Annotated in this window: 17 protein-coding genes, 1 pseudogene and 1 other annotated feature; of the genes and pseudogenes, 4 read left to right on the top strand and 14 right to left on the bottom strand. The window is 33.2% G+C overall.

The window, feature by feature from the left end; genetic code table 11:
- Positions 1-81: 81 nt before the first annotated feature.
- The 6 genes and pseudogenes from mnmA to MY490_RS05575 form a co-directional block, all read right to left on the bottom strand.
- Entirely contained in the window at positions 82-1,200 is a 1,119-nt protein-coding gene (mnmA, locus tag MY490_RS05600; protein ID WP_248268339.1) for a tRNA 2-thiouridine(34) synthase MnmA, read from the bottom strand.
- A gap of 28 nt (positions 1,201-1,228) precedes the next feature.
- Entirely contained in the window at positions 1,229-2,374 is a 1,146-nt protein-coding gene (locus MY490_RS05595; protein ID WP_248268338.1) for a cysteine desulfurase family protein, read from the bottom strand.
- Positions 2,375-2,428: 54 nt separating this feature from the next.
- Entirely contained in the window at positions 2,429-2,845 is a 417-nt protein-coding gene (gene cymR / locus MY490_RS05590) for a cysteine metabolism transcriptional regulator CymR (RefSeq protein ID WP_056472685.1), read from the bottom strand.
- Between the two features lie 342 nt (positions 2,846-3,187).
- Positions 3,188-3,268, bottom strand: a pseudogene (locus MY490_RS05585) (IS200/IS605 family transposase); the annotation flags it as partial.
- Between the two features lie 187 nt (positions 3,269-3,455).
- Positions 3,456-3,668 (bottom strand): hypothetical protein, encoded by a 213-nt coding sequence (locus MY490_RS05580; protein WP_056472680.1) that lies wholly within the window; start codon positions 3,666-3,668, stop codon positions 3,456-3,458.
- A gap of 43 nt (positions 3,669-3,711) precedes the next feature.
- A complete protein-coding gene (locus tag MY490_RS05575; protein ID WP_056472677.1) occupies positions 3,712-4,044 on the bottom strand; it encodes a DUF4257 domain-containing protein in 333 nt (110 codons plus the stop codon).
- A gap of 308 nt (positions 4,045-4,352) precedes the next feature.
- On the opposite strand from MY490_RS05575, the gene MY490_RS05570 reads away from it, so the two are divergent.
- Together MY490_RS05570 and MY490_RS05565 are read left to right on the top strand one after the other, a co-directional pair.
- Positions 4,353-6,113: a hypothetical protein gene (locus tag MY490_RS05570; protein WP_248268337.1), complete on the top strand. Its 1,761-nt coding sequence runs from the start codon at positions 4,353-4,355 to the stop codon at positions 6,111-6,113.
- A 687-nt stretch (positions 6,114-6,800) separates the two neighbouring features.
- Positions 6,801-7,433 carry a DUF2306 domain-containing protein gene (locus MY490_RS05565; RefSeq protein ID WP_248268336.1) on the top strand — a complete coding sequence of 211 codons (633 nt, stop codon included), beginning with the start codon at positions 6,801-6,803 and terminating at the stop codon, positions 7,431-7,433.
- A gap of 44 nt (positions 7,434-7,477) precedes the next feature.
- Here the strand turns inward: MY490_RS05565 and MY490_RS05560 are convergent, their stop codons facing one another.
- Positions 7,478-8,767 (bottom strand): replication-associated recombination protein A, encoded by a 1,290-nt coding sequence (locus MY490_RS05560; protein ID WP_248268335.1) that lies wholly within the window; start codon positions 8,765-8,767, stop codon positions 7,478-7,480.
- Between the two features lie 137 nt (positions 8,768-8,904).
- Here MY490_RS05560 and MY490_RS05555 point away from each other — a divergent pair, with 137 nt between their 5' ends.
- Together MY490_RS05555 and MY490_RS05550 are read left to right on the top strand one after the other, a co-directional pair.
- Positions 8,905-9,336 (top strand): SANT/Myb-like DNA-binding domain-containing protein, encoded by a 432-nt coding sequence (locus MY490_RS05555; protein ID WP_248268334.1) that lies wholly within the window; start codon positions 8,905-8,907, stop codon positions 9,334-9,336.
- 99 nt (positions 9,337-9,435) lie between these two features.
- Positions 9,436-9,654, top strand: coding sequence for a hypothetical protein (locus MY490_RS05550; protein WP_248268333.1), 219 nt, complete (start codon positions 9,436-9,438; stop codon positions 9,652-9,654).
- A gap of 66 nt (positions 9,655-9,720) precedes the next feature.
- Here the strand turns inward: MY490_RS05550 and MY490_RS05545 are convergent, their stop codons facing one another.
- From MY490_RS05545 to dtd, 7 genes are all read right to left on the bottom strand, one after another.
- Positions 9,721-9,969 (bottom strand): hypothetical protein, encoded by a 249-nt coding sequence (locus MY490_RS05545; protein ID WP_248268332.1) that lies wholly within the window; start codon positions 9,967-9,969, stop codon positions 9,721-9,723.
- 91 nt (positions 9,970-10,060) lie between these two features.
- On the bottom strand, positions 10,061-10,828 hold the full coding sequence (locus MY490_RS05540; RefSeq protein WP_248268331.1) for a tRNA threonylcarbamoyladenosine dehydratase: 768 nt from the start codon (positions 10,826-10,828) through the stop codon (positions 10,061-10,063).
- A 164-nt stretch (positions 10,829-10,992) separates the two neighbouring features.
- Positions 10,993-12,762 (bottom strand): aspartate--tRNA ligase, encoded by a 1,770-nt coding sequence (gene aspS, locus MY490_RS05535; protein WP_248268330.1) that lies wholly within the window; start codon positions 12,760-12,762, stop codon positions 10,993-10,995.
- A 19-nt stretch (positions 12,763-12,781) separates the two neighbouring features.
- Complete coding sequence (hisS, locus tag MY490_RS05530; protein WP_248268329.1) at positions 12,782-14,047, bottom strand: histidine--tRNA ligase; 1,266 nt, start codon at positions 14,045-14,047, stop codon at positions 12,782-12,784.
- A gap of 66 nt (positions 14,048-14,113) precedes the next feature.
- Positions 14,114-14,341, bottom strand: a binding site (T-box leader).
- Between the two features lie 71 nt (positions 14,342-14,412).
- A complete protein-coding gene (locus tag MY490_RS05525) occupies positions 14,413-14,586 on the bottom strand; it encodes a hypothetical protein (protein ID WP_088013656.1) in 174 nt (57 codons plus the stop codon).
- Between the two features lie 348 nt (positions 14,587-14,934).
- Positions 14,935-15,114 (bottom strand): hypothetical protein, encoded by a 180-nt coding sequence (locus MY490_RS05520; protein ID WP_097978435.1) that lies wholly within the window; start codon positions 15,112-15,114, stop codon positions 14,935-14,937.
- A 132-nt stretch (positions 15,115-15,246) separates the two neighbouring features.
- A complete protein-coding gene (gene dtd, locus MY490_RS05515) occupies positions 15,247-15,687 on the bottom strand; it encodes a D-aminoacyl-tRNA deacylase (protein WP_248268328.1) in 441 nt (146 codons plus the stop codon).
- Positions 15,688-15,699: the final 12 nt, after the last annotated feature.

The raw sequence follows: 15,699 nt of genomic DNA, 5'->3' as shown, positions 1-15,699 counted from the left end.
GTTTCTTCAAAATTTCTATGATAAATTAAGTATTTCCATTCAAAAAAACAACCCCAACCATTATGATTGGGGTAAATAGATTTATCTTAAATAAGTTAATTCATTACCATCGATAAATGCACGATCAATTGTTCCTCCACCTAGACAGTCTGTCCCGTCATAAAATACAACGGCTTGTCCTGGAGTGATTGCACGAATTTTTTCATGGCAAAGAATTCTTACTGAGTTATCATCTAATATATGAACTGTTACTTCATTATCTTCAGAACGATAACGGAATTTAGCAGTACATGTAAATGAACCTTCTTTTGGTTTATTTGATGTCCAACTAATATCAGAAGCAAGTACTTCATTACTATAAAGTAACTCATTATGAAAACCTTGTTCAACTAATAATATATTATTTTTCAAGTCTTTTCCTACAACGAACCAAGGGTCTCCATTTCCACCGATTCCAAGTCCATGACGTTGACCAATTGTATAATACATAAGTCCATCATGTTTACCTTTTACTTCCCCGTTCATTGTTCTCATTTCACCAGGTTGTGCAGGTAAATAATTACTTAAAAATTCTTTAAAGTTACGTTCACCTATGAAGCAAATTCCAGTACTGTCTTTTTTCTTAGCTGTCGCTAAATCTGCCTCTTCAGCAATTTTACGGATTTCTGGCTTTAAATAGCCTCCAAGTGGAAACATAACTTTCGATAGTTGTTCTTGACCAAGTTGATTTAAGAAATAAGTTTGGTCTTTATTGCTATCAATTCCTCGTAACATTTTAAATTCTCCGTCACGGAACTCAACTCCAGCATAATGACCTGTCGCTACATAATCTGCTCCAAGCTCCATTGCATGTTCAAGAAATGCTTTAAACTTAATTTCTTTATTACACATTACGTCTGGGTTTGGTGTTCTACCTTTTTTATATTCATCTAAGAAATAGGTAAACACTTTATCCCAATATTGCTTTTCAAAATTCACTGCATAATACGGAATTCCTATTTGATTACAAACTGCAATTACATCTTCATAATCCTCAGTTGCTGTACATACTCCAAATTCATCTGTGTCATCCCAGTTTTTCATAAAAATACCGATGACATCATATCCTTGTTGTTTCAATAAATATGCTGTAACAGATGAATCTACACCACCTGACATTCCAACTACTACGCGAGTGTCTTTTGGATCTTTTTTATTCATAAATAATATCCCCTCGCACTTTTAAAATTTATATTTTAACTAATCGTTTTACAATTGAAGATACACGTTCTCCAAGTATCCGGATTTGTTCGTCTGTATTTCCATAACCAAAACTGAATCGCACCGAAGAGCGTATTTTTGGTGAATCTATTCCAAACATCTCAACTAACACATGTGATGGATCTATACTTCCAGCTGTACAAGCAGACCCACTTGAAGCTGCTATGCCTGATAAATCAAGGTTTACTAAAAATGATTCAATTGAAATATCCTCAAATGATAAGTTTAACACATGTGGTGCAAAAAACGAGTCGTTTCCATTTTTTTCAAAACGAATTCCATTTTCTTTTAGGACGCTCAGTAAAATTTCATGGAAACGCAAGTAGCTTTTTACACGATCATCTCTTTCGATGTGAACTACTTCTACCGCTTTAGCTAATCCAACAATACCAGGAACATTTTCTGTACCTGCACGACGTTTACGCTCTTGCTGTCCGCCATATTGTAATTGTGTAAAAATTGCATTTTCACTTACATAAAGAAAACCTACACCTTTAGGTCCATTAATTTTATGTGAGGAAATGGATAAAAAGTCGACTCCAAGTTCTTCAACATCAATTGGAATTAAGCCGTAAGCTTGTACTGCATCTGTATGGAAATGAGCTTTATGGTCACTAAGAAGTTCACCAATTTCTTTAATTGGTTGGACTGTTCCGATTTCATTGTTAACCATCATAATTGACACTAAAATTGTATCATCACGCAGTGCAGCCTTTACATCCTTTACATTCACACGACCTGTATGATCAACAGGTAAATACGTAACCTCAAAGCCTTCCTTTTCAAGAGCCTGGCATGTATGTAATATAGCATGATGCTCGATGCTAGAGGTAATAATGTGCTTACCATATTTTTGATTCGCATAAGCAGCGCCTAAAACAGCAAGATTATCACTTTCCGTTCCACCGCTAGTAAAAATAATTTCATTAACTTTTGATCCTATACTATTAGCACAAATCATGCGTGCTGTATCAATCTTTTGACGAGCTTGTCGGCCAAATGAATGAATACTAGATGGATTTCCAAAAGTCTCTTGCATTTCAACAACCATCTTTTCAATTACTTCTGGATGCATTGGAGAAGTCGCAGCATGATCTACATAAATACGTTCCATTTTTATTAAACCCTTTCTTTATAAAGCATTCAACTATCTTTGAACGCAGTAAAATTAAATATAAAACATATATCCATTTAAATCATCAGATTCTAATTTTGCTAAATCCTCAAGACTTGTATGGTCTAACACTTCATTAATCGCTTTTTGAACACGAGTCCACAACTCTCTTTGTGCAGGGTTTTCATCTTCAAGATTTTCGATTGGGGATAGTGATCCTTCAAGTGCAGTTATCACTTCACCTGCAGAAATTTCATTCGGTTCCTTTGTTAAAATATACCCACCATATGCTCCTCGAATACTCTTAACTAATCCTGCATTACGTAATAATGAAATAATTTGTTCTAAATAATGCTCAGAAAGATTTTGTGCTTTCGCAATACTCTTGAGTGAAATTGGTTTATCACAATATCTTTTAGCTAATTCAATCATAACTGTCAGTCCGTATCTTCCCTTAGTTGAAATCTTCATTAATTCACTCCGTTCAATAAACTGTATCTCTTATTTTTATCAGATTTATCCTATTTTTAAACTGTAGTAATACAATTATTGTACACTATTTATCCTATAAATTCACATACCAGGAAAAAAATGCACTAAACCAATTGGAAAAGTGCATTATCCATCTAAAAAACAGTAACTAAGATTTTTTAGTTATACTAGTCTAACTTTTTAACCAACCATAGTTTGAACGCCTTTAGTCTTACTCCTCCATGTTTAGCCACGGATTAAAGAACGGTAAAGAAATGAGCTTTTCGCTAAATTACTTAAATAAATATTTTGTTACTATATTTTTTTCCCGTAAATGACTTACCTTCTGTATTTCGTGGCGAATACGACGTGATACTTAAAATTCCATGTTGTATGTGCTAAACCATTACTTTCTTTTAACATAAAAATCCCTCCGAATGCAGCTATTTTGGTTGGCGAACCAAAACTAGTTTAGCACCTCGGGGGATTTTTTTTAATACCACGCTATACGCTTTTTAGAAGCCTAGGCTTTTCGTATCACAATAAAGAACTGGAACTCCATTTTGAGTTCCAGTTTTTAGTTACTGAATATAGACCATTAAATGCTTGCTTAACTTTTCAATTTACCAGCACGTACAAATTGAGCAGCTGCTGCTTTTTCATCGAAATCTTCAACATTTTTTCTAGATTCTTTTATGTTGTTTAAAAAGCTTATGACTTGGAATTCGATACTTTTAATTTCGTATTCAGTATCAGCATTTAATAAATCCTCTAATAAATCTAAATAAATAGCTTTCTCTTCGGGTGTTAGCACTAGCCTCATTACAAGCCTCCTTCATCTTTTGCCAAGTAAATTATTGAAAATACTACACAATTTGCTTAGAAATATTATGCAGTGAACTTACCCTTTCCCGTTCAGTGTTAAGTGCCCTGCTTAAAAGAAAGCTTTGAGATGAGAGTCCAGCTAATATACAGTACCCGATTACCATACGCATATCTTTTAACATGTTTTCTGGTATAAATAAAGAAACAAATAATGTCGCGGCTGTTGCTCCAAATAAAATATCTGCAAGAAAACCTAAATAAAAACCTTTCTTTCGTCTCACCGGGAGCATAATCGTACCTTTGTTAAACAGGATGTGAAAAATAAATCCGGTCACTCCACCAATGACAACCGCCAGGACATAGAGCTTAACCATGTTCATCCTCCGTTCTTATATTTAGGTACAAAAAAAATTCCTACTTTCGTTTCGAGAATAAGTTAATCGAAATGATCGCTAGGATTGGACAAGTTCTATATAAAATATGAACAGCTTGTTCTTATTATTATAAAAGCTTAAAAGTAAATTATCAAAACAATTTGTAAAATTTATCCAATTGTGACAAAAAATAAGGTAAAAGACCTGTATTTTTATTTAAACAAATACACTACAAGACTATTTAACTATTTCTCATTACCCTTATTATGATATATTGGAATTAAAAAGAAGCTAGAGGAGGTTTTAAGTTGGCTGTACAAAGAAAATTCAAAAAAATAGTAAATCAATTACGCCACCAAGATTTATATCAGCGCGCAAAAGGCATAGACCAACTTAGAAAGTCTCTTCAATCAGGTGCTTCTATTGAATCATTAATTTATTTATTAGAAGAAGCGGGAAGTAATTTCCCGAAATCAATAGAAGATTGGGATGATGGAAGCTATCACTTAGTTGGATTTTGTTCAGAGTTTGCACTCCAAGAATTAATAACTCCAATCGAAAAGAATTTTGAAGCCTATAGTGAACGAGCAAAACTTCAAGCTCTTTATTTATTAATAAGTTTGAAATCAGAGTTAGCTAGGGATGCTTATATACGAATCATTGAAAAAAATAGTAAACGATACTCGCTCGATATCGATGTTCAATTCATTTTCGAAGAGACAAATTGGGCTCCAGAACTTGTAAAAAAACTATTACATTTAATCGAAAATGAAGAAACTGCAGTTTCTATTTTCCATCTGATTCTATTGTGTAAAAGAAATTCAATTCCTTTACCTTTTTCATCCGCTGAGAACGATTATATAATCGAACAAATTAAAGTTCTATATAAGATTAAACGAGAATCATATTTAAATTATGATCAAGATTACAACTTAAAATATGTATACCAGGCTTGGAAGGAATCTTACCTAACCGTTCGAACTGAAATGGGTATTTGCCTTCAATTAATGCAATATTATTTTGACGATCGCATGCATGAATATTTAAAAGAAGCACTTGAGTATAAAGATCCTTACCTAAAGGTGGATGCTGTTATATCACTGATGGAACATGGCGTACAAATTGAAAAAGAAATACTTGATTACTGTGCTCATAATATTGAATCTGCGGTATGGTTTTATACAAAATTAAATGAATTTTCAAAGAAAGATAACTACACCTTTACGGAAGAGCATCAACATAGTTTTGTGAAAAACAGACTGTTTCTTTATTTAATTACTCATGAAGATTTTGGTGTGATTCCAGACGAGATTGAAATTATAAAGCGTTATGATACTTCAAACTATTATGAACAAGAAGTAACTTATTATTTAACTAAATTTCGTAGTCATCAAGAAAATTGGGAAGAAAATGATTGGATGGCCGCATATGTAGGGGCTTATATTTCTGACCAAATTCCTAGTCCACGATTTTATGATGAAACAATTACGGCATTTACAAAATGGGATAAATATACTGAGGATGAGCATAAAGCCCAACTTGAATTATTAAATAAAGAAGAAAACGATAAATTAGGTCAAGAAGTCATTTTGGAATCAAAGCCAAGCTGGCATTTTGGTACTTATTTTCTCGGTTTTCTAACTGCTGTTAGAACAGGTACTGCTTTTGGAAATCACGATCCAATTTATTTTTTATTACTAGCTTTACTATGGATTATTTTCTTATATAAAGTGTATGCAACAATTCAACTTCGAAAAGAATCAAAATTAATTTTAACAAGTAGACAACTAACCTTAAAAAAAGGTAATGAATTGAAGTCGATCGAGCTTCATAAGATAAATCGGATGACAATTGAACTCCGAAAATGGGGTAAAAACGAAGGTAAAATGGCAGCATATCAACGAAAAGTAAATTATATTGTTTTCTACGATAAAAATGACAAAGAGATTTTATCAATCCCTTCAACTTTTATTAAACCGGATCTACTTTTCCTCGAGATTAAATTATTAACTAGTCATTTAGTTGATTCTCCAACTATTGAAGTTTTTGAAAATGATATTAGTGCTTAAATTTAAAAGTCGAGACTAAAATCTCGACTTTTTCAGAGTGTTGAAATATAAAGACGTCAATAGGGAAAACGGACTTTAAATGAACATTTAATAATGATAAAAAATTAGCATTTTTTGAATGATTTTTTAATGATTTTAAATGTTAATATGTTTGAGCAATTTCATTATTTCAATAACAATAGAAATGATTTTTTTAGACGTTAAAAATATTATAAGCTTTTTTTAGAAAACAAATTCGATTGTTTAGTTTAATAAATGTTCAATTAATAAATGTTCAAATTAATTGATCTACAATCTGATTAAAGTTAGATTACTCTAAGGAAAGGCTATTTGATTAGGGTTTATTGCAGACATTTTTAGATGAATAAGTTGATTGGAATGGAGGGATGCTCGACTCCTATGGGATAAGCGGGAAGGCTGAGACCCCACAGGCTTGCCGAGGAGGCTCAGGTCTCGCCCCATGGAAAGCGAGCATCCTGTAATGGAAATCAACATCACTCTACTCCTTTCACGAAAATTTGATAATTAATTGACAAGGTAATTTTTCAACAGCATGTAAAAGTCGAGACTAAAATCTCGACTTTTTTATTCATGTTCCGTTCATATTAGGTTGTTATGATAGTACTTAAAGATTTTTACACTTCATATTAATATTATCAATCTAACTATCGGGGGACAGGTTTATTTATGAATTCTAGAAAAAGTTGGTGGATTTTATTTATTATTTCGCTTTGTGTCATTGTTCCATTTATGGCTCCATATTTTCTGATAGATCCTGAGAAAAGTCGTATCCAAATTAGTTCAACTTCAATTCAATATCCTGCTTTAATTACCCATATCTTTTTTGCATTTATTGCTTTAATTGTTGGATTTTTACAGTTTAAAAAAAAGGTTAGATCTCGTAACACGAGAATCCATCGAATGATCGGAACTATTTACTATACTAGCGTTTTTATAAGCGGAATTTTGTCATTGATCGTAATATTTTATATTGAAAATTTTTCAAAAGTAATGTCTTTTCTTGTTTTAGCTATACTTTGGATTTTCACTACCATTAAAGGTATTCATAGCGCTAAGAAGAAAAATTATATAGCTCACCAAATCTGGATGACTCGAAGTTTTGGAATCACTTTAGTAGCAGTAAGTGGTCGAGTTTTAGTGCCATTTATATTATTAGCTTACTTTTTGCTGAATGGATTGGATATACCTGGTGGAAGAGAACGAATGGTTGAGGAAGCCCTAAATGTTAATATATGGGTAGGTTTATTAATAAACTTAATCATAACTGAATGGATCATATTAAAAAGGAAGGTAGATTAAGCGAACAATATCGCTTTAAATCTACCTTCTCTTTTATTCATGACTTACTTATGATTTTGCTTAAACTGCTGTAGTTTTTCAAAAATAGCCCCGTAACGTTTTTCATTACCTGCTTCTTTTGGTTTATAGTAAACTTGATTTACTAGCCGATCTGGAAGATATTGTTGATTTACCCAACCGCCAAAATTACCTAAAGGATGATCATGCGGATAAATATAACCAATCCCATGCCCCATATCCTTTGCTCCAGCATAATGAGCATCTTTTAAATGTGCTGGGATATCATCATGTAGCCCACTTCTTACATCATTTAATGCTCGATCAATTGATGTGACACTAGAATTAGATTTGGATGACAAGCAGAGCTCGATTACTACATTTGAAAGAATAATTCTTGCTTCAGGAAATCCAACTTGCTTTGCGGCTTCACAAGCCAGGACAACCTTCCATGGATCGCCAGCTAATCCGATATCCTCATAAGCAATCACTAATAATCTTCGAATAATGCTAGTTAAATCACCCGCCTCAATGAGCCTCGCTAAATAATAAAGTGCTGCATTTACATCACTTCCACGAATACTCTTTTGGAAACCAGACAATGTGTCATAATGAAAGTCTCCATTTTTATCATGATTAAAACCTTTTGAACGAAGAAATTCATCAATAATTTCATCTTGGACTACAATCGTTCCGTCTGACTCTTTTGTTGAACCGTATACGATTGATTCCAAAATATTTAATGATGATCTTGCATCCCCGTTTACTCCATGAGCAATTTTTAAAATTTGTTCCTCTGAAATTTGGATTTGCAAGTTTCCTAATCCTCTTTCCTCATCTCTCAAGGCTTTATCTAATAATTTATAAATATGTTTTGGTAATAGCGGTTCTAATTTTAAAATGTGGTTACAGCGAGAGCGTATTGCACTGTTAACATCGTGGTATGGATTCTCAGTTGTTGCCCCAATTAACGTGATAAATCCGCTTTCTACATATGATAATAAATAATCCTGTTGCAGCTTTGACCAACGATGGATTTCATCTGCAAAAAGAATGATCTCACCGAACATTTTCGCCTCATGAACGATATCCTCAAGTTCTTTTTTACCAGAAGTAGTCGCATTTACAGTTACAAACCGTTTATCAACCGTACCAGCAATTGCATGGGCAAACGATGTCTTACCTATTCCAGGTTCCCCGTGTATTAACATTGAAGGAACTCGTCCGTTATGTATTAATCGATATAACGCTGATTCTTTTCCGATAATTTTTTCCTGACCAATTAATTCATCAATCGTTCTTGGTCTCATACGGTATGCTAGAGGTTCATGACTCATTTTTCTCCCTCCTTTATAACTCTTTTTACTATTGTAATTGAATTGGAAACATTTTTCATCTGCACCAAGCAAATATTTCTTTTTACTAACAATTTATTTGGTGAAGATAATAATAGTTGAAATAAAGAGGTGAAAAAATGAATGCTCCTAAAACAAAATGGTCACTTGAAGATGAAAACACATTAATTGAACTAGTTGAAAAATATGAAAGTAAAGGTAAATCGAAGCAAGAAGCATTTGAAATGGTAGCAAATATTATTAATCGGACAAAGACAGCATGTGCTTCTAGATACAGAAAACTATCAAAAGATCAATTTAGAGAAATGAACAAACCTAAAGATGTTACAAAATTAAATAAACCTATAAATCCTCCTTCACTAAATATTGAACTAGTCATCCAATTCTTAATGAACTTTGAACAAAAGCATCCAGCAATGGAGGAAATTATGAAGTTAAAAGAAAGAGTAGCTAAATTAAAAATTGATAATGAAAATTTAAACAGACAAATTGTTAATCTAAAAACATTAATCCAGAAGAAACAAAATGTATTGATCAATCTAACAGAATAAATTTGGACAAAATAATGTAAAACATTCACAGTATATTATCACTTGTACTATTGTATAATGAAGTATCAAAATGCAAGCAATAGTAAGGAGTATAATAAAATGAATTGGAAAAAAGGCGGTTTATGGATTATTATATTTTTTATTATTAAAGGTACGTTATCTACACTTTTAATTGTTACAGGTGCTAAATACTTTAACTTATCATATCTTCAAATTCTACTTCTTGTAGTTGGACTATTAGTTATTTCTCTAATTGGACGTCAATTTGGGAGAAGACGTAAGAATAGTGCTAAAAATGAGAAGGATTTAAATATGTAATATCCTTTTACCTATACCGTAATGTATTTAAGCAGACTGAAACCCCCAATAATTTGGGGGTCTTTTTTATTTATTAGGCTTACGTTTATTCATTTCAATCGATTCCATATCGTTAACGACGCCATCTTTCCCAACCTTACCATTTTTCTCGACAACATTATTTTTCTTTTTATACTTAACATTAATCCGATTGGATAAATTATCTACATGATGCTGTTTTGAATCTTTTTCCACGTCACTTGTACTATTACAAGCAGTTAATATTGATAATGATAATCCGAAAGTACAAAATACTTTGAAAGCTCTATTCAACATCAAACACCTCCTATTGAAGGTAGTTTTTACATTAATAAATAAAAAAACTGTAGGAAATTAATTCCTACAGTGAGCAATATTTAATCATTGGTTATTCTTTACCTACACGCATAATTTCAATATCTTTAATTAATTCACGTACTGCATGACTAGCTGCTATTAAGCCAGCAACCGAAGGTACAAAAGCGTTTGAAGATGGTGGCATTTTCGCTTTTCGAATCTTTGTATTTTCATCTGGTACGATTTCTTTACGTACATCTTCACGAATAACAATAGGACTTTCATCTGAATAGACAACTGTTACTCCTTTTTGAATACCTTCTTTGCGAAGTTTAGTTCGAATAACCTTTGCAATAGGATCGTGAGTTGTTTTTGATATATCAGCAATTTTAAATCGAGTCGGATCCATCTTATTAGCAGCACCCATACTTGAAATAAGTGGAATTCCACGGCGACGACATTCTTTAATTAAGTGAATTTTATATGTAATTGTATCAGAAGCATCAATTACATAATCTAATGGAATTTCGAAAAACTTTTCGAATGTTTCTTCTGTATAAAACATTCTATGTGTAATTACTTCGCATTCAGGATTAATCTCAAGAATACGTTGCTTCATCATTTCTACTTTAGGCTCTCCAACTGTTGATAATAAAGCATGAATTTGTCTATTCACGTTTGTAATATCAATTACATCTTTATCCACTAGTATTAAACGTCCAACTCCAGAACGCGCTAAAGCTTCTGCAGAAAATGAGCCAACGCCTCCAATACCTAAAATAGCTACCGTACTGTTTTGTAATCGCTCTAAACCTGCTTTACCAAAAGCAAGTTCATTACGAGAAAATTGGTGTAACATTTATTCAACTCCCACTATCTTAATCAGATTACAATGATTTAAATATACATGATACAAGCTAATTACATCAAGCTTGAATTAAAAAAAACAGAATTTTACTTAATCCTTCAACAATAAAAAGGAAAGGATTAAGAAAATTAATTCCTTCACCCTTCCTTTTTATTTTACTCTTCTACAGTTGTTTTTAACGCTAATTCTTCTAATTGTGCAGAAGAAACTGGACTTGGTGCATTTGTTAATAAGCAACTTGCTGATGCTGTTTTAGGGAATGCAATTGTGTCACGTAAATTTGTGCGACCTGCAAGTAACATAACAATACGGTCTAAACCTAGCGCAATTCCGCCGTGTGGTGGAGTTCCGTATTCAAATGCTTCCATTAAGAAACCAAACTGTGCTTGTGCTTCTTCTTCAGAAAAACCTAAGCATTTGAACATTTTTTCTTGTATATCTCTTTCGTAAATTCGAACTGATCCTCCACCAAGCTCGTAACCATTTAGTACTAAGTCATAAGCTTGAGCTTTTACGCTACCTGGATCAGTATCTAATTTATCAATATCTTCACGAACAGGTGAAGTGAATGGATGATGAGCAGCAAAATAACGATTTAAATCTGCATCATACTCAAGTAATGGCCAGTCAGTAACCCATAAGAAATTGAATTTAGATTGATCAATTAAATCTAAGTCTTTACCTAGTTTTAATCGAAGTGCGCCTAAGCTATTTGCAACTACTGAAGCATCTGAAGCTACGAATAATATTAAGTCTCCTGCTTGGGCTTCTACAGCTAATTTTAATGTAGCAAATTCTTCTTCACTAAAGAATTTAGCGATTGGACCTTTGAAACCATCTTCTTCAAGTTTTAACCAGGCAAGACCTTTTGCTCCATAACGACCGGCATATTCTTGAAGACCATCGATGTCTTTTCGAGAATAATTTGCTGCTTGACCTTTTACATTTAAACATTTCACTTGGCCACCGTTTTCAACAGCTGAAGTAAATACTTTAAATCCACTTTCTTTAGCGAAAGAAGAAACATCAATTAACTCTAATCCGAAACGTGTATCAGGCTTATCTGAACCGTAACGATTCATCGCTTCATCATAGCTCATACGAGGAAGCGGTGTAACTAGTTCAACACCTTTTGTTTCCTTCATCATTTTAACCATCATTCTTTCAGACATTTCCATTATTTCCTCTTGAGAAAGGAAGCTAGTTTCAATGTCTATTTGAGTAAATTCTGGTTGACGATCAGCACGTAAATCTTCGTCACGGAAGCATCGTGCAATTTGGAAATAGCGTTCAAATCCTGAAACCATTAATAATTGTTTAAAAATTTGAGGTGATTGTGGTAATGCATAAAACTCACCAGGGTGTACACGGCTAGGTACTAAATAGTCACGAGCTCCTTCTGGTGTACTCTTCGTTAAAATTGGCGTTTCAACTTCTAAGAAGTCTTCACCATCTAAGAAATCACGAATTGATTTTGTAATTTTTGAACGTAATTTAAATGTGTCATACATAACTGGACGACGTAGATCTAAATAACGATATTTTAAACGAAGGTCTTCTGCTACCTCCGTTTTATTTTCAATTGCAAATGGAGGATTCTTAGCTTTATTAATAATCTCAAGCTTTTCAACAGAAACTTCAATTGCTCCCGTTTCAAGATTTGTATTAGCAGTACCTTCACCACGAGATACTACTTTCCCGTGAACGTGAAGAATAAACTCATTACGTACAGTTTCAGCTAGAGCTAAAGCTTCACCTGAAGTTTCAGGATTAAAAACGATTTGTACAAGTCCAGAACGGTCACGTAAATCAATAAAAATTAATCCACCTAAATCACGTCTTTTTTGTACCCATCCTTTAAGTGTTACACTTTGACCAATATGTGATTCCCTTAGTTCTCCACATAAATGCGTTCGTTGTTCCATTTTCAATTCCCCCATTTGTTTATTTAGAGCTTACGTATTTTACAAAGATGTCTAATGCAACTTCTTCTTGTACACCTGTCTCTTGGTCTTTTAAATTAATGACACCTCGAGATAATTCTTCTTCACCTAGAACCGCTACATATTTTGCTTTATAACGTTCCGCTGCTTTAAATTGCGCTTTTATTTTACGATCTTGGTAATCTTTTTCACAAACAAGACCAGCTTTACGCAATTGATATAAAATAGCAGTCGCTTCTTTTTTCACTTCTTCTCCAAGTCCAATTAGGAATACATCCATTTCTTGTTGAATAGGAAGTTCAATTCCTTCTGTTTCAAGAGCTAGTATTAAACGCTCGATACTTAATGCGAAACCAATACCAGGTGTATTAGGGCCACCGATTTCTTCAACTAATCCGTTATAGCGACCGCCGCCACTTAAAGTTGAAATTGTTCCAAATCCTTTACCTTCTAACATGATTTCAAAAACAGTGTGATTATAATAATCTAAACCACGTACTAAATTTGCATCAATCTCAAACGGAATTTTCATAGCTGTTAAGTAAGATTGAACAGCTTTGAAATAGTTCATAGATTCTTCATTTAAATATTCTAAAATCGACGGTGCTGTCTTCATTGAAGGGTGATCGTGATCCTTTTTACAATCTAAAACACGTAATGGATTAGTTTCTAAACGATTATTACAATCACTACACAACTCATGTGCTACCGGTTTAAAATGATTCACAAGCGCTTCACGGTGTGCTTTACGGCTTTCTAAGTCACCTAAACTATTAAGAACTAACTTAACATTTTTCAATCCAAGACCACGATATAAATCCATTGATAGAGCTAATACTTCTGCATCGATAGATGGATCATTACTACCTAAAGCTTCGATACCGAATTGTACGAACTGACGATAGCGACCAGCCTGTGGACGTTCATAACGGAACATAGGACCGATATAATACAATTTATTAGGTTGATTGCTATTGCCGTACATTTTATTTTCAACATAAGAACGAGCAATTGAAGCAGTACCTTCTGGACGTAATGTTAATTGACGATCTCCACGATCAGTAAATGTGTACATTTCTTTTTGAACAATATCCGTTGTATCTCCAACACCACGTTGGAATAATTCTGTATGTTCAAAGATTGGTGTACGAATTTCGTTATAGTTATATCGTTTGCATAAGTCTCGTGCAAACTTTTCAATATACTGCCATTTTTCAATCGTACCAGGTAAAAGATCCTGAGTACCTCTTGGGATATTAATCGACATTGTAAATCCTCCTAATAATAAACCTTTATAAATACAAAAAACCCTCGTGCCTACTGAAATAAAAACAGTAGGGACGAGAGTTATAAGCCCGTGGTGCCACCCTAATTGAAGAACAATAAACTGTTCTCCCACTTTCATCGTTAACGCCGATTACGTTTATCCTTACTAGAAATCGTTCAGGATAAAGCCTCAGGAGTGTCTTTCAAATAGTCTACTTGTGGAAATGCTCTCAGCCACGGCATTTCCTCTCTCTACAAGAGATTCTATCTTACTTTTCTCCGTCTATGGAATGTTACTATGTATCAATATGTTATTTAATATCTTACGTTCGGATACAACAAATGTCAAGAACAGTTAAAAATTTTTTACGAACGCTCCAACTGTCTTTTTAAATCACGCACTTCTCTTAAAGTTAAACCAAACTCACTTGCCATCTCTAATGAATTGGATTCTTGTCCCCTATTTTGAAACTCATGAAAATCCATATTCAAGACACCTTTTCTACCTGATCCTAGACTATTACGATTATTTATTCTCATGCTGCAGTCTCCTTCCAAGTATGTTGTTATATAGGATGTCCAAATAATTAATGGATTAAACAAAATACTGTTGTGAACTTAGGAATGTTTTTTGGGGAATTAAGTCATTTAGTCTAGTTCTATGGATTCAGTCAAAAGGTGGAAATTGATTAAATTTAAGTAGTTTTTGTGTGATCTTTATTGAAAGTAGATTTTAATTCGTAGTTTAATGGTGAATATCAGTTTTTATTTTCCATTTCTGATTTTTAATTGCGATTCCACATTTTATAATTTGCCATTCCCAAGTTATTATTTACTACATCCTGACATTCTCATTTCCTCAAAAAAAACCATGGTACACACCATGGTCTAATGAAATATTCTTAAACTAGACTGAATGCTTTCAACTGATCCGTCAATGAAATACATTAATCCGTAATAAACTAGGATGATTAAAATAACAAATAAAAGTGCTTTAAAGAAACTTTTGAGGATTGTAAACAAAATTACACCAGCGATAAGGATTAACACAATTGTAATTATGTCCATATAGCGACCTCCTCTAAATTCTTTGTAAGAACCCGTGTACTTAAGTATATTCGCTAAATGAAGTTATTATTTTAATAATTAATTCTATCAAAAAAAATGCCTCCTTTATGGAAAAGGAGGTAAAAGATTAGCTTATTTACTTTCAATCATAATCGTAATTGGTCCCCAGTTTGTAAAGGTTACATCCATATCTGCACCAAAAATGCCTGTTTGTACTTCGTAACCTTGTTCACGTAGATATGAATTAAAATATTCGTATAATTCATTTGCGATTTCTGGCCTAGCTGCATCTGTGAAGCTTGGACGTCTACCTTTTCTCGTATCGCCATATAAAGTGAATTGAGAAACGGATAGAATCTGGCCTCCAACATCATTTAATGATAAATTCATTTTTCCGAGTTCATCTTCAAAAATTCTTAGGTTAACTGCTTTGTCCGCACAATATTTAACATCCTCTAAAGTATCTTCATGCGTTATTCCGACTAATAATAATAACCCTTTAGGTATTTGACCTACTACTTGTCCGTCAACTACGACTTTTGCTTCTTTTGTGCGCTGTAATAATACTTTCATAAGTGGCACCTC

The sequence above is a fragment of the Gottfriedia acidiceleris genome (assembly GCF_023115465.1).
GTDB classification, from domain to species: Bacteria; Bacillota; Bacilli; order Bacillales; family Bacillaceae_G; genus Gottfriedia; species Gottfriedia acidiceleris_B.
This window is presented reverse-complemented; position numbering and strand designations above follow the sequence as displayed.